This is a genomic window from Microbacterium proteolyticum (genome assembly GCF_029639405.1).
Classification (GTDB): domain Bacteria; phylum Actinomycetota; class Actinomycetes; order Actinomycetales; family Microbacteriaceae; genus Microbacterium.
Genome location: NZ_CP121274.1, coordinates 3633047 through 3651992 on the forward strand (window position 1 = coordinate 3633047; position 18946 = coordinate 3651992).

Annotated in this window: 16 protein-coding genes; 9 read left to right on the forward strand and 7 right to left on the reverse strand. The window is 71.6% G+C overall.

What is annotated here, in order from left to right:
* Window positions 1-16: 16 nt before the first annotated feature.
* Window positions 17-691: a phosphate signaling complex protein PhoU gene (gene phoU, locus P8R59_RS18210; RefSeq protein WP_278102203.1), complete on the forward strand. Its 675-nt coding sequence runs from the start codon at window positions 17-19 to the stop codon at window positions 689-691.
* Window positions 692-754: 63 nt separating this feature from the next.
* On the opposite strand, the gene P8R59_RS18215 is transcribed toward phoU, so the two are convergent.
* The gene (locus P8R59_RS18215; RefSeq protein ID WP_077052084.1) at window positions 755-1501 is read right to left on the reverse strand and encodes a phosphoglyceromutase; all 747 of its coding nucleotides are present in this window, start codon (window positions 1499-1501) and stop codon (window positions 755-757) included.
* Between the two features lie 59 nt (window positions 1502-1560).
* Here P8R59_RS18215 and P8R59_RS18220 point away from each other — a divergent pair, with 59 nt between their 5' ends.
* Window positions 1561-2349, forward strand: coding sequence for a class I SAM-dependent methyltransferase (locus P8R59_RS18220; protein WP_278102204.1), 789 nt, complete (start codon window positions 1561-1563; stop codon window positions 2347-2349).
* A gap of 1 nt (window position 2350) precedes the next feature.
* Here the strand turns inward: P8R59_RS18220 and P8R59_RS18225 are convergent, their stop codons facing one another.
* From P8R59_RS18225 to P8R59_RS18240, 4 genes are all read right to left on the reverse strand, one after another.
* A complete protein-coding gene (locus tag P8R59_RS18225; protein ID WP_278102205.1) occupies window positions 2351-3460 on the reverse strand; it encodes an FUSC family protein in 1110 nt (369 codons plus the stop codon).
* The gene (locus P8R59_RS18230; RefSeq protein WP_278102206.1) at window positions 3457-4560 is read right to left on the reverse strand and encodes a YgfZ/GcvT domain-containing protein; all 1104 of its coding nucleotides are present in this window, start codon (window positions 4558-4560) and stop codon (window positions 3457-3459) included. Before P8R59_RS18230 ends, P8R59_RS18225 begins: the two co-directional genes overlap by 4 nt.
* Complete coding sequence (locus P8R59_RS18235) at window positions 4560-5159, reverse strand: FABP family protein (RefSeq protein WP_278102207.1); 600 nt, start codon at window positions 5157-5159, stop codon at window positions 4560-4562. The genes P8R59_RS18230 and P8R59_RS18235 overlap by 1 nt, the downstream gene beginning before the upstream one ends.
* Before the next feature lie 134 nt (window positions 5160-5293).
* A complete protein-coding gene (locus P8R59_RS18240) occupies window positions 5294-5584 on the reverse strand; it encodes a hypothetical protein (protein WP_278102208.1) in 291 nt (96 codons plus the stop codon).
* 145 nt (window positions 5585-5729) lie between these two features.
* On the opposite strand from P8R59_RS18240, the gene P8R59_RS18245 reads away from it, so the two are divergent.
* The 4 genes from P8R59_RS18245 to P8R59_RS18260 are packed head-to-tail and all read left to right on the forward strand — an operon-like array spanning window position 5730 to window position 10095.
* Window positions 5730-6422, forward strand: a complete 693-nt coding sequence (locus P8R59_RS18245) for a response regulator transcription factor (RefSeq protein WP_076494173.1) — start codon at window positions 5730-5732, stop codon at window positions 6420-6422.
* 54 nt (window positions 6423-6476) lie between these two features.
* The gene (locus P8R59_RS18250; RefSeq protein ID WP_278102209.1) at window positions 6477-8645 is read left to right on the forward strand and encodes an RNA degradosome polyphosphate kinase; all 2169 of its coding nucleotides are present in this window, start codon (window positions 6477-6479) and stop codon (window positions 8643-8645) included.
* A complete protein-coding gene (locus P8R59_RS18255) occupies window positions 8642-9580 on the forward strand; it encodes an NUDIX hydrolase (RefSeq protein WP_278102210.1) in 939 nt (312 codons plus the stop codon). The genes P8R59_RS18250 and P8R59_RS18255 overlap by 4 nt, the downstream gene beginning before the upstream one ends.
* Complete coding sequence (locus P8R59_RS18260) at window positions 9577-10095, forward strand: 4-phosphopantetheinyl transferase (protein WP_278102211.1); 519 nt, start codon at window positions 9577-9579, stop codon at window positions 10093-10095. The genes P8R59_RS18255 and P8R59_RS18260 overlap by 4 nt, the downstream gene beginning before the upstream one ends.
* Before the next feature lie 72 nt (window positions 10096-10167).
* On the opposite strand, the gene P8R59_RS18265 is transcribed toward P8R59_RS18260, so the two are convergent.
* Window positions 10168-11466, reverse strand: coding sequence for a M1 family metallopeptidase (locus tag P8R59_RS18265; RefSeq protein WP_278102212.1), 1299 nt, complete (start codon window positions 11464-11466; stop codon window positions 10168-10170).
* Entirely contained in the window at window positions 11463-15401 is a 3939-nt protein-coding gene (locus P8R59_RS18270) for a Pls/PosA family non-ribosomal peptide synthetase (RefSeq protein WP_431606867.1), read from the reverse strand. The genes P8R59_RS18265 and P8R59_RS18270 overlap by 4 nt, the downstream gene beginning before the upstream one ends.
* Before the next feature lie 158 nt (window positions 15402-15559).
* Between P8R59_RS18270 and P8R59_RS18275 the strand changes: the two genes are divergently transcribed.
* The 3 genes from P8R59_RS18275 to pstA all read left to right on the forward strand — a co-directional run bounded on the left by P8R59_RS18275 (window position 15560) and on the right by pstA (window position 18945).
* On the forward strand, window positions 15560-16681 hold the full coding sequence (locus P8R59_RS18275; RefSeq protein WP_077052093.1) for a phosphate ABC transporter substrate-binding protein PstS: 1122 nt from the start codon (window positions 15560-15562) through the stop codon (window positions 16679-16681).
* A 162-nt stretch (window positions 16682-16843) separates the two neighbouring features.
* A complete protein-coding gene (gene pstC, locus P8R59_RS18280; protein WP_077052094.1) occupies window positions 16844-17845 on the forward strand; it encodes a phosphate ABC transporter permease subunit PstC in 1002 nt (333 codons plus the stop codon).
* Window positions 17842-18945, forward strand: coding sequence for a phosphate ABC transporter permease PstA (gene pstA / locus P8R59_RS18285; RefSeq protein ID WP_278102213.1), 1104 nt, complete (start codon window positions 17842-17844; stop codon window positions 18943-18945). Before pstC ends, pstA begins: the two co-directional genes overlap by 4 nt.
* The last annotated feature ends 1 nt before the right edge of the window (window position 18946 follow it).

An 18946-nucleotide genomic window follows, 5' to 3' on the forward strand; every position in this document is an offset into this window, starting at 1 on the left:
CGAGGAAGGTATCGCGATGCGCGAAGTGTTCCACCAGTCCCTCGAGGACGTCCAGGGCCGACTGGTCGAGATCGCCGAGCTGGTTGCCGTCGCCATCGACCGCGCGACCCGCGCGTTCGGGTCGAGCGATGTCTCCCTCGCCGAAGAGGTCATCGAGGCCGACGCCATCATCGATGAGAAGGCCGTCGCCCTCGACGAGCTCGCGATCGAGATCCTCGCCCGCCAGCAGCCGGTCGCGCGCGACCTGCGCATCGTCGTCACGGCGCTGCGCGTGAGCGCGTCGCTCGAGCGCATGGGCGACATGGCCGAGCACATCGCGCAGCTCGCGCGCTCGCGCTTCCCCGAGCGCGCCATCCCTAAGGGGCTCAAGAGCACCTTCACCCGCATGGGCGAGCTCGACGTCCAGGTCGCACGGAGCCTCGCCGAGCTGCTCCGCACGCAGGACCTCCGGATCGCCGAGGAGATCCGCGACGTCGACGACGACATCGACGAGCTGCACGTCAGCGTCTTCGAGAAGGTCCTCGGCGACTCGTGGAAGGGCGAGGCCACGGCCACCGTCGACGCGACCCTCGCCAGCCGCTACCACGAGCGCTTCGCCGACCACGCCGTCTCGGTGGCCAAGAAGGTCGTCTACCTCGCTACCGGCGACTGGGCCGGCGCCGACGAGGTCACCCCGACCCCGGTCGTCTGACCCCGCGAACGTCGAAGGGGGTGGATGCCAGTGGCATCCACCCCCTTCTCGTTGCGGGGCGGGTTACTTCTTGTTGCCCTGCGCGGCGACGGCGGCGGCACCGGCCGCGGCGGCCTCGGGGTCGAGGTACTCGCCCGGACCGAGCGGCTTCAGGTCGTCGTCGAGCTGGTAGACGAGCGGGATGCCGGTGGGGATGTTCAGCTCGGCGATGTCGGCGTCGCTGATGCCCTCGAGGTGCTTGACGAGGCCGCGCAGCGAGTTGCCGTGCGCGGTGACGAGGACCGTCTTGCCCGCCTGCAGGTCGGGGACGATGTCGCTGTGCCAGTACGGCAGCATGCGGTCGATGACGATCTTCAGCGACTCGGTGTCGGGCACCTCGCCGTCGATGCCGACGTAGCGGGGGTCGCCGACCTGGCTGTACTGGTCGTCCGCGGGGAGGGGCGGCGGCGGAACGTCGAAGGAGCGGCGCCAGAGCATGAACTGCTCGTTGCCGAACTCCTCGAGCGTCTGCGCCTTGTCCTTGCCCTGCAGGGCACCGTAGTGGCGCTCGTTGAGGCGCCACGAGCGCTTGACGGGGATCCAGAGGCGGTCGGCCGCGTCGAGGGCGATGTTGGCCGTCTGGATCGCGCGGCTGAGCACCGAGGTGTGCAGGACGTCGGGCAGCACGCCCGACTCCTTCAGGAGCTCGCCGCCGCGCTGGGCCTCGGCCTTCCCCTGATCGGTCAGCCGGACGTCGACCCAGCCGGTGAACTGGTTGGTCTTGTTCCACTCGCTCTGCCCGTGGCGGAGGAGGATCAGCGTGTGAGGCATGTCTCCATGCTAGCGACGCCGACGGCTCTCCTCCGGGTCGCGCCTGGCATCATGTCGGAGTGACTCCCTCCCCCGTCGGCCGCCCCACGCGCGGGACGACCGGGGTCAACCGCCTCCGACGGGTCGACCGGTGGATCGCGCGGCATCCGGTGCTCCGGCGCGCGGACGACCCCTTCGTCATCGACCTCGGATTCGGGGCGAGCGCGGCGACACCGCTCGAGCTGCACGCGCGGGTGGCGCGGGTGCGGCCGGATGCCACGGTCCTCGGTCTCGAGATCGATCCGGAACGCGTCGCCCGGGCCCGGGCGCAGGCCGAAGGGATCGACGGGGTGAGCTTCGCCCTCGGCGGCTTCGAGGTGCCGACGCCGGGCGGGCGGCGGCCGGCGATCATCCGGGCGATGAACGTGCTGCGGCAGTACGACGAGGCGGACGTCGCCGACGCGTGGGCACGGATGTGCGCGCGGCTCGCACCCGGCGGCATCCTCGTCGAGGGGACGTGCGACGAGATCGGCCGCGTCGTGACCTGGGTGGAGGTCGGCGCGGATGCCGTGCCCCGGTCGCTCACCGTCTCGCTGCGGCTCGCGGAGCTCGACGACCCGGCCATCCTCGCCGAGCGACTGCCGAAGGCGCTGATCCACCGGAACGTCCCGGGTGAGCGCGTACACGACTACGTCGCCGCGCTGCAGCGCGAGTGGAGCCGCGCCGCAGCCGTCGCGCCGTTCGGGCCCGTGCACCGGTGGCGGACCGCGATCGAGGCGCTGGCCGCGGACGGGTGGCCGGTGCGCGGAAGGTCGCGCTGGCGGCTCGGCGAGGTCGGCGTCGACTGGAGTGCCGTCGCTCCGGCCTGAGTCAGACGCGCGGGAGCAGGGTTTGCGCCTCGGCGAACGGCATCCCGGTCGCCACGAGCAGATCGACCGTCAGCGGGCGCATGGCCGCGACGAGGTTGAGCTCGCCGATGTTCCCGTCGGGGAGGATCTGCGCCGGGTCGAGCCGCACGGCGAGAGCGGCGAGGGTCGCGCGGGCCGCGGGTTCGGCGGCGACGTCGTCGAGGGCGTCGCGCACGAGACCCGCTCCGCGTTCGATCTCGGCCAGCAGATCGGCCGGGACGGCCCGCGGCTGCCCGTCGGCGCAGAGGTAGGCGGCGCGCCGGGCGACCACCCGGAGATTGCGGGTGGCGAGGTCCATCGCGGCGCGGACGCGCGCGTGGCGCTCCAACTCGGTGCGCTGACGGCGCAGGAACGGTGAGATGCGCGCGACCTCCTGACCCGATTCGAGGGAGCCGCTCCAGGCGTCGACGTAGGTCTGCAGCGCCCGCGCGCGTTCGAGTCCCCGCTCGGCCCGGGCGCGGTCGCCCCGGCGCAGCGCGCGCACGATCGTCGCGGTCGCGACGTCGAAGGCGTCGAAGAGCTCGTCGGCATCCCGGAGCTCGGTGCGCCGGAGCGTTCGCGGGATGAGCGCTGTGACCAGCAGAGCGGCGGCTCCCCCGATCGCGCCGTCGAGGAGCCGGACGAAGGGCGCTCCGGTCACCAGGACGAGGGCGATGAGCGACTGCACGACGGCGGCCAGCGCGAACCCCGGCTGCGGCGAGAGGAATCGGGCCACGACGAGCGTGACGAACATCGCGAGCGCGATCTGCCACCATCCCGCTCCCGCGACCAGCAGGACGACTTCGGCCAGGAGGATGCCGACGAGCATGCCCGCGACCGTCTCGGCGACCCGCCACGGGCGGGCGTCCCGGACCAGCCCCAGGCTCGACACCGTCACGGTCGCGGCGAGCAGCGGCACGGGGTGGCCGAGGACGAAGTGCGCGAACGCGAAGGCCGCGGTCGCGGCCACCACGATCTGCACGATCGCCGGCAGCGACTCGCGCACGCGCCCCCACCGGCGCCGCAGCGTCGTGCGCACGCGCGAGCGCGGAACGACGACGCCGAGCGTCGTCGAGGACTCTTCGCCGGTCATTCCGCGGCGCGGCGGCGCCCCAGGCGCGGCAGCCGGGGAACCCCCGCGGTCGCACCCGCATCGGAGGGGACGACCGTCTCGACCGCCGCGGCGATCGGACCGTCCGCCGTGTCGACGACGTAGGCGACGTCGGCCGGGGCCGTGCGCTTGACGAGGGCGAGGGCGATGGGCCCCTCCTCGAAGTGCACCGCGACCGAGGTCACGGCACCGATGGCGGCGTCGCCGACGCGCACGACGTCTCCGCGCGCGGGCAGCACGCTGTCGCTCCCGTCGAGCTGCAGCGCGACCACGCGACGGGGCGGGTGGCCGAGGTTGTGCACCTTCGCCACCGTCTCCTGCCCGCGGTAGCACCCCTTCGACAGGTGCACGGCGGTGCGGAGCCAATCCATCTCGTGCGGCAGCAGACGCTCGTCGGCGTCGACCGAGACGCGCGGACGCCACGCGGCGACGCGCAGCGCCTCCACCGCCTCGCGCCCCGCCAGGGCCACCTCGCCGGCCACGGCCGCGGTGACGATGCGGTCGAACTCCGCGGCATCCACCACCGCCTCGGCCCAGTCGCGGTCGGCGCCGGGGTGGTCCTCGACGCGCGCGTACGCCCAGCCGCCGGGAGAGACCTCGGGCCACGGGTCGACCCACACGACCGGGACGCCGGCGGGAGCGACCGCGCCGAGCGCGGCGACCGCGGCGCGGGTGCCCCCGACGACCGACAGCTCGTCGGAGCGGTCCTTCACCTCGACGCGCAGGCGGAACCGCATGCGGGAGAGCCAGGTCGCGAGCGGTTCGGCGTCGACGGCATCCACGAGGAGCCATGCGGTCTCGCCGTCGTCGATCACCGCGGCGGCGTGCTCGACGCGCCCGTTCGGGTCGAGGATGAGCATCTCGGTCGACACGCCCGCGGGCAGGTGGGTGAGCGCCTGGGACGAGAGCGAATCGAGCCAGCTCAGCCGGTCGGGGCCGGACACCGAGAGCACACGGCGGTCGCCCAGCGGAGCCAGGGCGGCACCGGAGGCGAGACGGCGCTGCTCCGCGAGGGGCGAGCCGACGTGGCGCAGACCGCCGTCGTCGACGACGGCACCGGGGACCTCGGACAGCTCGGCCATCACTCGGCCCGCGCCAGACGGGCCGACGCGTGCGAGGCGAGCTCGCGCCCGAAGGCCGAGACGTCCCACGCCCAGAGCAGGTGGTCGTCGACGAGTCCGTACAGACGCGTGGCGGAGGTGTAAGTCTTGGCTCCGGCGGTGCGGACGACCGCATCGCTGGCCAGATCGATGCGCGGACCCCGTACCTGCCCCAGATAGAGCTCGAGGATGCCGTCGGAGTGCGCGAGGCTCACCTCGAGCGGGAAGCCGCCCTCGGGGGTGCGCAGCGTCTCGACGTCGTCGGCCGTCCGGCGCGGGGCGGTGTCGGTCGGCGGCAGGAGCGCGGGACCCGCGTCGGCGTCGGTCGCGGGGCGCGCGACGCGCCAGTAGCCGGTCTCGGCCACCAGCGGACGACGGTGCTCACCGTCGAGAAGCCAGGCGTGCCCGGTGTAGTTCAGGAAGTCGCCGCCGTCATGGCTGAAGCTCACGCGGTGCGCGAACTCGCCCGCGAACGTGCGGCCGTCGGCCTCGTAGTCGATGACGCCGGTGCCCTCCCAGACGCCGATCAGCCACGAGAGCGGGACGAGGTCGGCGGGAAGGTCGGTCGGAATCTCGATCACGACGGCGCTCGTCAGCGCTGGCCGCGGTAGAGGTTCCAGATGACCGTGCCGGAGACGAAGGCGATCGCGAGCGAGGCGAGGCCGAGAAGTCCCACGAAGAAGAGTTCGAGCGCGAGGAGGTCCATGGCCCAACTCTACCGGGGAACGATGGATGCCAGTCCGAACCCGGCCGTGACGAGACCGAGCACGATCAGGGCGCCCAGGACGCTCGCGGCGACCCGCTGGATGAACGCCTGCGACCGGCCGTACCAGAGCTGCACGGCGAACGCCGCGATGACGCAGCCTCCGAGCGCGACGGTGATCCACTGCGCACGCCACTCCGCGGGGACGAAGACCCCGATCGCCACGCCCGCCACGAGAGCCAGCACCCAGACCGCGACGACGCCGCCCAGGGTGCGGCGCGGCGCGAGGTCGGGAGTCGACATGTCCCCATCATGTCGCACACCGCCCCGTTCGCGCGCGCAGGCGGCTCGGGACGCGTCGCGGGGCGCCCGGCGAGGGGGTGACGGCAGGACTGCGCGCCTCACCCTAAGATGGGCGGGTGCGGCAGGCCCGCACGGGGAGGTCCGTTTGGCTCAGCTGCTCGTTCTCAGCTCCGCCCCCGGCGGTGGCGCGGTTCTGCCTGCCCTCGAACTCCTGAGCCACCGCGTCCGGCAGATTCCCGCCGAACCCGCTCAGCTGGTCAACGCGCCCAGTGCCGACGTCGTCTTCGTCGACGCCCGCATCGATCTGGTCGGCGCGAAGTCGCTGTGCAAGATCCTGACCACGACCGGCATGGAAGCGCCGCTCGTGCTCGTGGTCACCGAGGGCGGTCTCACCGCCGTCTCGACGGACTGGGGAGTCGACGACGTCGTCCTCGTCGGCGCCGGGCCGGCCGAGATCGACGCCCGCATCCGCCTCGCGATGGGGCGTCGCAGCGCCGAGCAGGTCTCGTCGCGCATCTCGACCTCGGGGATCACGATCGACGAGTCGTCCTACTCGGCGAAGGTCCACGGGAAGCCCCTCGACCTGACGTACAAGGAGTTCCAGCTCCTGCACTTCTTCGCCACACACCCCTCCCGCGTCTTCACGCGGGAACAGCTGCTCAGCGAGGTATGGGGCTACGACTACTTCGGCGGCACGCGAACGGTCGACGTGCACGTGCGACGGCTCCGCGCCAAGCTCGGCGACCTCGAGCAGCTCATCGGCACGGTGCGCAACGTCGGCTACCGCTTCAACGTCTACGAGGACGACCAGCCGCCCGTCCCGGCGCCGTCCGCCTGAGCCTGCAGCGCAACCGTTCACGCGCACGTCATCGACCCCTGCAATGATGTGGGAATGATCGAACACGACGTACTCGACGCGGGCTTGGGCGATGCGGACGACGACGACTTCGACGAGGCGGTAGAGGCTGCCGACGAGCAGCTGCCCGACAGCCGGTACCTCGACCGCGAGATCAGCTGGCTGGCGTTCAACCAGCGCGTGCTCGAGCTCGCCGAGGACCCGACGGTCCCCGTCCTCGAACGCGCCAACTTCCTCGCGATCTTCGCCAGCAACCTCGACGAGTTCTTCATGGTGCGCGTCGCCGGCCTGAAGCGGCGCATCGTCACGGGTCTCGCCGTGCCGACCAACGTCGGTCGCGCCCCGCTGGACGTGCTCGCCGACATCTCGGCCGAGGCCCACCGCCTGCAGCTCCGGCACGCCGCCGCATGGACGGATCAGGTACGCCCCGCACTGGCCGACGCCGGCATCGAGGTCGTGTCGTGGAACTCGCTCGACGAGGACTCCGCGGCGCGGCTCACCGAGTACTTCCAGCGCAACGTCTTCCCGGTCCTGATGCCCCTGGCCGTCGACCCGGCGCACCCCTTCCCGTACATCTCCGGGCTCTCGCTGAACCTCGCGATCCGCATCCGCAACGCGCGTACGGGTCGACAGGAGTTCGCACGCCTGAAGGTGCCGCCGATGCTCCCCCGCTTCGTCGAGGTGCCGGGCGACGGCCCCGGCGTGCGCTACCTCCCCCTTGAAGAGCTCATCTCCAACCACCTCGGCGACCTGTTCCCGGGCATGGAGGTGCTCGACCACCACGCGTTCCGCCTCACCCGCAACGAGGACATGACGATCGAGGAGGACGAGACCGAGAACCTGATCCAGGCGCTCGAGGCCGAACTCCTGCGCCGCCGGTTCGGGCCGCCCATCCGCCTCGAGATCACCGAGGACATGGACGACCTGACGCGCGACCTGCTCCTCAGCGAGCTCGACATCACCGAGCAGGAGGTGTACCGGCTGCCGGGCGCCCTCGACCTGCGCGGGCTGTTCGACCTCTCGCGCATCGACCGCCCCGACCTGCACTACCCGCCGCACGTGCCGAAGACGGCCCTGGCCTTCCAGCCGGCGGAGCAGAACGGCCGGGCCGACCTGTTCGGCGCGATCCGCAAGGGCGACGTGCTCGTGCACCACCCGTACGAGTCGTTCGCGACGAGTGTGCAGGCCTTCCTCGAGCAGGCCGCGCGCGACCCCCACGTCCTCGCGATCAAGCAGACGCTGTACCGCACCTCGGGCGACAGCCCGATCGTGCAGGCGTTGATCGACGCCGCCGAGGCGGGCAAGCAGGTGCTCGCCCTGGTCGAGGTCAAGGCCCGCTTCGACGAGGCCAACAACATCGTGTGGGCACGCAAGCTCGAGAAGGCGGGCGTCCACGTGGTCTACGGCCTCGTGGGCCTGAAGACCCACTGCAAGCTCGCCCTCGTCATCCGCGAGGAAGAGGGGCGTCTGCGCCACTACAGCCACGTCGGCACGGGCAACTACAACCCCAAGACGAGCCGCATCTACGAAGACTTCGGCCTGTTCACGGTGGACGACCAGGTCGGTCGCGACCTCACCCGCCTGTTCAACGAGCTCAGCGGGTACGCGATCGAGAAGAAGTTCAAGCGCCTTCTCGTGGCACCGCTGCACCTGCGCAAGGGCCTGCTGCGTCACATCGAACGCGAGCGCACCAACGCGCTCGAGGGGAAGCCCTCCGGCGTCCGCATCAAGGTCAACTCGATGGTCGACGAACAGATCATCGACGCCCTGTACCGGGCGAGCCAGGCAGGCGTGCCGGTCGAGGTGTGGGTGCGCGGCATCTGCTCGATCAAGCCCGGCGTCGAGGGCATGAGCGAGAACATCCGCGTGCGGTCGATCCTCGGCCGCTACCTCGAGCACTCGCGCATCTTCACGTTCGTGAACGACGGCGACCCGCAGGTGTTCATCGGCAGTGCCGACATGATGCACCGCAACCTCGACCGCCGCGTGGAGGCGCTGGTCCGCGTCGTCGACCCCAAGCAGGTGCAGGAGCTGTCCGACCTGTTCGACCTCGCGATGGACGACGGCACGAGCTCATGGCACCTCGGTCCCGAGGGCGAGTGGACGCGCCACAGCGTCGATGCCGACGGCGCGCCGCTGATCGACCTGCAGGAGCACACGATGGCGCGGGTCCAGCGCAAGCGCCGGTCGCGGGCGGTCCGGTGACCGAAACCGCCGTCTACGCCGCGGGCGGTGTGGTCTGGCGCATGGTCGAGGGCAAGTACCGCGTCCTCCTCATCCATCGCACCAAGTACCGCGACGTGACGCTCCCCAAGGGCAAGGTCGACCCCGGCGAGACGCTGGCCGAGACCGCCGTGCGCGAGATCCGGGAAGAGACCGGCATCCGGGTCTCGCTCGGCGTGCCCGTGGGCGTCTCGCGGTACCGGATGCCGAGTTCGCGGACGAAGATCGTCCACTACTGGGCGGCGGAGGCAACCGACGCGGCGGTGCGCACCTCGACGTTCGTGCCGAACAAGGAGATCGCCGCGATCGAGTGGGTGGGGCTGAAGAAGGCGCGCAAGCACCTCAGCTACCCGGTCGACATCGAGATCCTCGACGAATTCGTTCGCCTGGTGGACGAGCACGCCCTCCCGACGTTCCCGATCATCGCGTTGCGCCACGCCAAGGCCCGCACCCGCGAGGAGTGGAACCAAGAGGATGCCGCGCGCCCGCTGAGTCCGCGCGGCCGGCGTCAGGCGAACGCGATCGTCGGTCCGCTGCTCGCGTTCGGCGTGCGACGGATCGTCTCGAGCCCGGCCGAGCGCTGCGTCCGCACCGTCGTGCCGTTGTCCGCCGCTCTCGCGCAGCGCGTGCAGATGTCGGAGGCGATCAGCCAGGACGCGTGGGAGGAGGGACGCAGCGACGCCCGCAGCGTCGTCGGGGAACGCGTCCGCGCCCGCAAGCCCGTGGTTCTCGCCAGCCACGGCCCGGTGCTGCCCGACATCATGCACGAGCTCGCCCTCGCGACCGGCACGATGCGCGGTTCCTACCTCGGCAGCTCGTCGGCCCTCGAGCCGGCCGCCTTCTCGGTGGCGCACATCCCGGTCGCCCACCCCGGGTCGGGCATCGTCGCGATCGAGACGCACGAGCCGCAGGTGTGACGCTCCCCGCGGAGATGTCCGTCACGTGGCGCCGTGTTCCCGCGGGCGTCGAGCGCCGCACGGTCTCGCGCGCGCTGCTCGGGGAACTCCTCCCCGGGGCGACGTTCGCGTCGCGGTGTCCGCGTTGCGGCGGCGACCACGGTCGCGTGCACGTCGGGGGGACGGATGCCACCGTGTCGGTCTCGTACGCGGAGGGATGGGCGGTCGTGGTCACGGCGCCCGGATGGCGGCGCGTCGGGCTGGATGCCGTCCCCGCCTCAGCATCGGGATTCGACCACGTCCTGCCGGGCGGAGACGCCCGGTCGTGGGCGCGAGTGGAGGCCGTCCTCAAGGTCGACGGCCGCGGGCTGGCCGTCGATCCGCTCCGCGTGCGGTTCGCCGACTCGGTCGTGCCCGGTGCGGAATGGACCGCGTCGATCGACGACGGCGCCACCCTGGTGGGCTGGGACGTCGCCGGTCCATCCGGCGTCATCCTGGCCGTGGCTGCCGATCCCGGCGCCGCGCATCCTCGGTGATCCGCACGACCTCAGCGCCCCGGCATCCCGCTCGACTCACCGGCCGCGAATCGCTGAGGATGCGTCGCGGCGTCAGCGGAGCGGGGGCAGCTCGACGCGATCGATCCAGCGCGACAGTAGGTCGACGGCATCCGCTCCCCCCGCCGCGAGGACGGCGGCGCGGAAGTCGTCGGTGCCGACGAGGGCGTGGCGGTGGGCGGCCGTCCACGCGCGGACGAGGTCGAAGAACCGGCCGTCGCCCAGGCTCCGCCGCAGGGCGTGGAGCGCGAGCGCGCCGCGCTTGTACACGCGGTCGTCGAACATGTCGTCGGGACCGGGGTCGATCAGCAGCAGATCCTGCGGCTTCGCGGCCAGCCGCGCGTAGTGACCGCGCGCGCAATCGTCGGCCGAACGGCCACCGGACGCCTCGGACCACAGCCACTCGGAGTAGCAGGCGAAGCCCTCGTTCAGCCAGATGTCGCGCCAGCGGGCGATCCCGACGCTGTTGCCGAACCACTGGTGGGCGAGCTCGTGCGCGATGAGGCGCTGCGCCGCGGGCACGAGGTGGTTCATGCCGAAAACGGCGAGTCCCTGCGCCTCGAGGGGGATCTCCAGCTCGTCGGCCGTGACGACGAGCGCGCAGGCCTCCTGCGGGTACGGCCCGAACAGGCGGTCGAAGACCCGCAGCATCTCGGGCACGGGAGCGAAGGCGCGGTCCGCGGCGGCCGTGAGCGCCGGCGGCGCGGTGACGGTCACCGCGGGGACACCCGCGACACCGGATCCCGCGAGGACGCCGCTGCGGTAGCGGCCCACGTGGACGGCCGCGAGGTACGTGGCCGTCGGCACGTCGGACGTGAACGTCGTCGTCACCCGTCCCCCGCGGCGGCTCGCCGCGCCCGGCACTCCGGTGGCGGCGACCGTGTAGCCGTCGTCGACGGTGATCCGCATCGTCATGGTGGCCCGGTCATCGGGGCGATCGTTGCACGGGAACCAGGTGGGGGCGCCGATCGGCTGCCCCGCCACGAGGGCACCGTCGGTGAGCTCCTCCCAGCCGACCGCGCCCCAGCGCGAGCGCCGGGGACCGGGAGCACCCGCGTAGGCCACCTCGACCTCGAACGTCTCCCCCGCCGTGATCGGCCGGGGCGCCGCCACCCGCAGCTTCCCGGCCGCGGCCGAGAACCGCGCGGGAGCACCACCGACGCGGACGCGCGCCGCGCGGAGCCCGACGAGATCGAGGACCACGGTCGTCAGGTCCTCGGCGGCGACGGCCGCGATGACCGCCGTCCCCTGCAGGCGGTTCGTGCGGACGCGGTAGTCGAGGGTGAGGTCGTACGAAGCCACGTCGTAGCCGGCGTCGCCGCTCTGCGGGGCGTACGGGTCGACGCCGCTCACGTGGTCGACTGGTACGCGCGCACCTTTACCGCGCGCCAGGGGCCGATGGGGTTGCCGCTCCACCGCGAGCCGACCGGGACGGTCTCGCCCCGCATCACGAGCGAGGCGGGCCCGACGGTCGCGTGCGCCCCGAGCGTCGATGCGGGCAGCACCACGCTGTGCGGCCCGAGGGTCGCACCGGGTTCGAGCTCGACGGTGTCCATACTCATGATTCGATCATGGAAAAGGTGGGTCTGGACGACGCACCCGCGGTTGACGGTCGATGCGTCGCCGAGAGTGACCAGATCAGGCTCGGGCAGCCAGTAGCTCTCGCACCACACGCCGCGTCCGATGCGGGCGCCCAGGCTCCGCAGCCAGATCGCGAGCGCCGGGGTGCCGGCGGCGGCGCGCGCGAACCACGGCGCCGCGACCATCTCTGTGAACGTGTCCGACACCTCGGTGCGCCAGACGAAGCTCGACCACAGCGGCTGCTCCCCCGCCCGGATGACGCCGACGATCGCCCACTTCGCCGCGGTGGAGACGGCCGCGGCGACCGCGCCGGCGAGCAGCAGCACGAGCCCGGAGAGCAACAGCGTCCACACGGGCCCCGTCGTCTCCCACAGCCCGGCGAGCGCGAACAGCACGCCGAGCCCGATCGCGCACGTCACGACCACGGGGACGAAACGGCCCAGCTCCCAGAGCGTGCGCGCCAGACGCAGCCCCGGGCCGGGGTTGTACGTGCGGGACTCGTCACCGGTGGCCGAGAGGCGCCGTAGCCGCACGGCGGGCGAGCCGAGCCACGACGAGCCGGGCTTGGCCTTCAGCGGCGCCGCCGACAGCACGGCGACGAGACCGTCGCGCGGCACGCGGTGACCGGGCGCCGCCATGCCGGAGTTGCCGAGGAACGCCCGCTTGCCGATGCGCACCGAGCCGACGCGCAGCCACCCGGCGCGCAGTTCGTACGACGCCACCATCGTGTCGTCGGCGAGGAAGGCCCCGTCCTCGATGCGCGCCATCGTCGGCAGGAGGAGGACCGTGGATGCCTCCACGTCCCGGCCCACGCGGGCGCCCAGCATCCGCAGCCAGACGGGGGTGAAGAGGCTCGAGTAAAGGGGGAAGAGAATCGTGCGCGCCGAGTCCAGCAGCCGCTCGATCGTCCACGCCTGCCACGCGACGCGGCTGCGCACGGGGAACGTGCCCTCGACGAGACCGATCGAGAACAGCCGGACGAGCAGGACGACGGATGCCGCGAACACCAGGCCGGTGACGGCGACGCCGGGCACCAGCCACGCGAAGGCGGCCCCTGCCGCGGCGGCGAGGGAGTCGGCATCCCGCATGCCCTGTGCGACGACGAGTCCCCCGACGGCGAACGACAGCAGTGGGAGAAGCGCGAGGAGCAGGGCGGAGGACGCGTACGCCCACAGCCAGCGCGTGGGAGCGGACGGCCGTTCGGTGGGCCAGCCCTTCGCGGTGCCCCCGACGCGGACGGCCGGAGAGCCGGCCCAGGACTGGTCGGCCTTGACGCGCCCGAACACCGCGGATCCCGGCGCGATCTCCGCCCGTCGCCCGATGCGGGTGCCCGGGGCCAGGGTGGAGCGCGCCCCGACCGTGGCCTCGCTCCCGATCCGCACCTCGCCGATGCGCACGAGGTCTCCGTCGATCCAGTAGCCGGTGAGGTCGACCTCGGGTTCTATCGAGGCGCCGTCGCCGACCACGAGCATGCCGGTCACCGGGGGCAGCGCGTGAAGGTCGACGTTGCGACCGATCCGGGCCCCCAGGGCACGGGCGTAGTACGACACCCACGGTGCGCCGGCGAGCCCGACGGCATCCACCTGGGCGGCGATCTGCTCGGCCAGCCACAGGCGCACGTGCACGCCACCGCCGCGGGGGTAGTCGCCGGGGCGGACCCCGGCCAGGAGCAGCCGGGCCGAGGCGACGGCGATCGCCATGCGGCCGAACGGCGTGGCGAACACGACGAGCCCGACCAGGAGCACGGGCCAGGGCACGGACGGCAGCACCTCGAAGCCCGGGACGAGCTGAAGGATCGCCGACGCGGTGAGGAGGTACAACAGCCACCGCACCCCCGAGAGGATGAAGAGCGGGGCGCCGAGGAGCGTCTGCACCCACTGCGTCGCCCGGGGCGTCGGCGTCGGCCGGTGGAACGCCGCCGGGGCGTCGTCCGTGAGCTGCGGGCCGAGGGCCTTGGCCATCGCCCCGAGGCGGGGCACGTCGTAGATGTCGGCGACCGAGAACTCCGGAACGCGCGTGCGGATGCGCGAGACCAGCTGCGCCGCCGCCAACGAGCCGCCGCCGAGGTCGAAGAAGTCGGCTTTGCGCTCGGTGACGGGCAGGCCGAGCACCGCCTGCCACTGCTCGGCGAGCCAGATCTCGTCGGTCGAGAAGTCGGTCGGGGCGGGGGCGTCGACGCCCGGGAGCGGCCACGGCAGTGCCGCCCGGTCGACCTTTCCGGACGTGCGGACGGGCAGCTCGTCGACGACCCCGAGCAACGGGATCGTCGCGGCGGGGAGACGTTCGGCGAGCGCGGCACGCGCGGCGGCGCGGTCCAGCTCCGCACCCTCCTCCATCACGAGGTAGCCGACGAGGATCGGCACCCCGGCCTCGGTCGTGCGCACCGCGACGGTCGCGGCGTGCACCTGCGGCAGGTCCTGCAGCGCCGATTCCACCTCGCCCAGCTCGATGCGGCGCCCGCCGACCTTCACCTGGTCGTCTGCGCGCCCCTGAAAGACGAGCCCCGCGCTCTCGAAGCGGACGAGGTCGCCCGAGCGGTAGGCCCGCTCCCACCCGAGGGTCGGCATCGGCGCGTACTTCTCGGCATCTTTCGCCGGGTCCAGGTAGCGGGCGAGGCCCACGCCCCCGATGATCAGTTCGCCGACCTCGCCCTCGGCGACGGGCTGCCCCTCGGCGTCGACGACGGCGAGCGCCCACCCGTCGAGCGGGAGGCCGATGCGCACCGGCAGGGTTCCGTCCAGCGGCGCGGCGCACGCGACGACCGTGGCCTCGGTGGGGCCGTACGTGTTCCAGACCTCACGGCCCTCGGCGACGAGGCGGGCCGAGAGCTCGGGCGGGCAGGCTTCGCCGCCGAAGATCAGCAGGCGCACGTTCTCGATCGAGTCCGCCGGCCACATCGCCGCGAGGGTGGGCACGGTGGAGACGACGGAGATGCCCTGACGCAGCAGCCAGGGTGCGAGGTCCTCGCCCGAGCGCACGAGCGAGCGCGGCGCGGGGACGAGGCAGGCGCCGTGCCCCCACGCCAGCCACATCTCCTCGCAGGACGCGTCGAAGGCGACCGAGAGACCGGCGAGCACGCGGTCGCCCGGGCCGAGGGGGTCGCCCTGCAGGAACAGGCGCGCCTCGGCCTCGACGAACGCCGCGGCCGAACGATGCGTGACGGCCACGCCCTTGGGCACCCCGGTCGAGCCCGACGTGAAGATGATCCAGGCGTCGTCGTCGACCGTCGGCGGCGCGACGATCGGGACGGCGTTGGTGCTGGGGTGCGGTGCGTCCCCGTCGTACAGACGCACGAGCGCGTCGCCGGCTGCGACGAACTCGCCGTCGCCGGCGATGATGCCTCTCACCCCGGCCTCGCCGAACACGAGACGGGCGCGCTCATCGGGGTCGTCGGCATCCACCGGCACGTAGGCGGCGCCCGCCGCCATCACGGCGAGGATCGAGACGTACAGCTCCTTCGAGCCCGACGGCATCCGGACGCCGACCCGGTCGCCCCGGCGCACACCGGCCTCGTGCAGCGACGCCGCGGTACGCCAGACGCGCGCGAGCAGCTCGCGGTAGCTGAGGGCACCCGAGCCGTCGTCGATGGCGGAGGCCTCTGGATGCCGTGCGGCCACCTCTGCCAGGATGTCGATCAGCGTGCGCGGCGATGCGGCGGCACTCGTACGGTCGAGCAGCTCTTGGCCGGAAAACGCGGGGGTCGTCACGGGGATGAAGCGTACACACGCCAGGAAAACACCCCGGAACGGCCGCACCGGTTCACCTTCCGTTCACCCGTGCAACGCACTTTGGTAAGAGTCGGTGTTTAGCGTGCGGGAGAACCCTGCACCGGGTTCGTGTCCCCGACATGCGAAGGATTCACATAGTGAAGCTCTCCCGACTCGCCCAGCTGGGCACCGTGGCCGCCGTGGCCTCTCTCGCCCTCGCCGGTTGCTCCTCCAGCACCGGCGGCACCACGGAGTCCTCCCCCTCCGCCACCTCCTCCGACGTGGCGTTCACGATCGACCCCAACCTCGCCGGCACCATCACCGCCGGTGGATCCAGCGCCCAGGCCAACGCCCAGGCCGCGTGGACCAGCGCTTACAACGCCACCGCCAAGGGTGTGACGATCAACTACGACAAGTCGCAGGGCTCCGGTGGCGGTGTCACCAACTTCCTCAGCGGCGCGTACGACTTCGCGGGCTCCGACTCGCCCCTCAACGCCGACCAGACCACGCAGTCGCAGGCCCTCTGCACCGACGGTGGCGTGAACATCCCGATCTACCTCGACGGTGTCGCGATCATCTTCAACATCCCCGGCGTGACCGAGCTCAAGCTCAGCGGCGAGACCATCGCCAAGATCTTCGCGCTGCAGATCACCGACTGGTCCGACCCGGCCATCACCGCCGACAACGGCACGGCCCTCGCCGCCGGTCCCATCACGACCGTCGCGCGTTCGGACGGCTCGGGCACGACCCAGAACTTCACCAACTACCTCGCCGCGACGCAGTCGTCGGTCTGGACCTCGCCCGCGGGCAAGGACTGGCCGATCGAGGGCAACGTGTCGAAGCAGAAGGGTGGCTCGGGTGTCGTCGAGGCCGTCAAGGCGGGCTCCGGCACCATCGGCTACGCCGACCACTCGGCCGTGGGCGACCTGAAGTCGGTTGCGATCGTCGTCGACGGCACCGCGATCCCCTTCAGCCCCGAGGCCGTCACGGCGACCTTCGAGGCCGCGGCCGTCGACGCCGACAACGGCGTCGCCGGTGACCTGTCGAAGAAGTTCGACTACACCAAGCTGACCGCCGAGACCTACCCGATCCCGCTGGTCTCGTACGCCATCACCTGCACCGAGTTCAAGGACACCAAGCAGGCCGAACTCGTGAAGTCGTACCTCGGCTTCATCACCAGCTCGCTCGGCCAGCAGGTCGCCGCGAAGAACGCCGGTTCGGCACCGCTCCCCGAGTCGGTCCTCGCGGACGCCGCGAAGACGCTCGAGGCGATCAAGTAAACATCTCTCGGATCCGAACCGGTCCGCACCTCGGTGCGGGCCGGTTCGGGCTGATCAGAAGCGTCGACGTGCGCGTCGACGCTTCCGCTGAGCCCGATCATCCTCAGAGAGAATCCCGACCCGAGGAGCACACCATGACCATTGCCGAGAACGAGGTCAGCCGTGGCTGACACCGTCTCTGCTCCCCCGGCCGGGGACCGTTCCACGATCGTCGGCAAGCGCCGCGCGGGAGACACCGTCTTCCTCGGCCTGTCGATGACGGCCTCGATCTCGATCATGATCATCCTCGCGGGTGTCGCGATCTTCCTGATCATCAAGGGCCTTCCCGCGATCACCGGCGACTGGTCGCAGGGCGACCTCGCCGGCTACCAGAACGGCTCCTGGACGAACTTCTGGGAGTACGTCGGCCCGCTGCTGTGGGGAAGCATCTGGGCGGCGCTCATCGCCATGGTGCTCGGCACCCCGGTGGCGATCGGCATCGCGCTGTTCATCTCGCACTACGCCCCGCGGCGGATCGCCGGAGCGCTCGGCTACATCGTCGACCTGCTCGCGGCCGTCCCCTCGATCGTCTTCGGCCTGTGGGGCATCATCGTGATGCGCCCGCTGCTCATCCCGCTGGGCGAGTTCCTGAACACCTACTTCGGGTGGATCCCGCTGTTCGCCGGCTCGCCGTCGAGCACCGGGTCGACGCTCCTCACCGGATCCGTGGTGCTCGCGGTGATGATCCTCCCGATCGTCACCTCGATCACGCGCGAGATCTTCCTGCAGACCCCGCGCCTGCACGAGGAGGCGGCCCTGGCCCTCGGCGCCACCCGCTGGGAGATGATCCGCCTGTCGGTCTTCCCCTACGCGCGCAGCGGCATGGTCTCGGCCACGCTCCTCGGCCTCGGTCGCGCCCTCGGCGAGACGATGGCCATCGCGCTCATCATCTCCCCCAGCCTCATCTACTCGGTGCTGATCCTCACCGACGGGTACAACTCGCAGACGATCGCCGCCAACATCGCGCTGAACTTCCCGATCGCGACCGACCTGCAGCGCTCGGCGCTCATCGGCACCGGTCTGATGCTGTTCGTCGTGTCGCTCGCGGTGAACATCCTGGCCCGCTACATCATCAGCGCGACCGGCCCGGGGGCGAAGGGTCGCAAGAAGGGGAAGCGCTCGTGACCACCACCAAGGCCCCGTCCGCCGCCTCGTCGGCGTCGACGCCCCTCGCGCTCACCAGCGGACAGCTCCCCCGCTACGTCGAGCCGGCGATGCTCGTCGGCGTCGCGGTGCTGGTCGCCGGCGTGCAGTTCCTCATCGGCGGCTTCCATCTGCCGAGCTGGCTGATCCTCACCGCGCTGCTGTACCTGATCGCGATCGCCATCGGTTCCTCGATCGTCGAGAGCCGCCGCAAGGCCGTCGACCGCGTCGTCCGCGGCCTCGTCACGGCCGCCTTCCTCCTCGCCGTGGCGCCGCTCATCTCGACCCTGTGGACCGTGGTGTCCAAGGGCCTCGCGGTCGTGAACTGGAACTTCATCACCCAGACCGGCGGCAGCGCCTTCGACCCCGACACGCTCGCGGTCGTCGCAACTCCCGGCGCTCTCCAGGCGATCGTCGGAACGCTCATCATCACGGGTATCGCGGCGCTGATCTCGGTGCCGATCGGTGTGCTCGCGGCCGTCTACCTCGTCGAGTACGCCCTGCCGACCAACCCGCTGCGACGCACCATCACGTTCCTCGTCGACGTCATGACCGGCATCCCCTCGATCGTCGCCGGTCTGTTCGCGTTCTCGTTCTTCGCGCTGATCGTCGGACCGAAGGCCTTCTCCGGGTTCTCGGCATCCATCGCCCTGTGCGTGCTGATGATCCCGATCGTCATCCGCTCCACCGAGGAGATGCTGCGCCTGGTCCCCGCCGACCTCCGCGAAGCGTCGCTCGCCCTGGGCGTGCCGCGCTCGGCGACGATCGTGAAGGTGGTCCTCCGGACCGCGGCGAGCGGCATCATCACCGGTGTCGTGCTGGCCGTGGCCCGCGTCGTCGGCGAGACCGCGCCGATCTTCATCGCCGCCAGCTTCACCGACAACTTCAACTCCAACCCGTTCGACGGTCCGATGCAGACCCTCCCCGTCATGGCGTACACCGCGTACAGCTTCCCGGGGCAGGACATCGACGCCTCCCAGGCCCAGGCCTGGGGAGCGGCGTTCCTGCTCGTCGTCCTCGTCGTCATCTTCAACCTGATCGCCCGCATCGTGGCTTCGGTGTTCGCACCGAAGGCGCGTTGAC

Bases quoted from the DNA above. Each gene is read 5' to 3' on its own strand.
- phoU (WP_278102203.1), top strand. From the start codon at position 17: ATGCGCGAAGTGTTCCACCAGTCCCTCGAGGACGTCCAGGGCCGACTG.
- P8R59_RS18215 (WP_077052084.1), bottom strand. From the start codon at position 1,501: ATGCCTCACACGCTGATCCTCCTCCGCCACGGGCAGAGCGAGTGGAAC.
- P8R59_RS18225 (WP_278102205.1), bottom strand. From the start codon at position 3,460: ATGACCGGCGAAGAGTCCTCGACGACGCTCGGCGTCGTCGTTCCGCGC.
- P8R59_RS18230 (WP_278102206.1), bottom strand. From the start codon at position 4,560: ATGGCCGAGCTGTCCGAGGTCCCCGGTGCCGTCGTCGACGACGGCGGT.
- P8R59_RS18240 (WP_278102208.1), bottom strand. From the start codon at position 5,584: ATGTCGACTCCCGACCTCGCGCCGCGCCGCACCCTGGGCGGCGTCGTC.
- P8R59_RS18250 (WP_278102209.1), top strand. From the start codon at position 6,477: ATGATCGAACACGACGTACTCGACGCGGGCTTGGGCGATGCGGACGAC.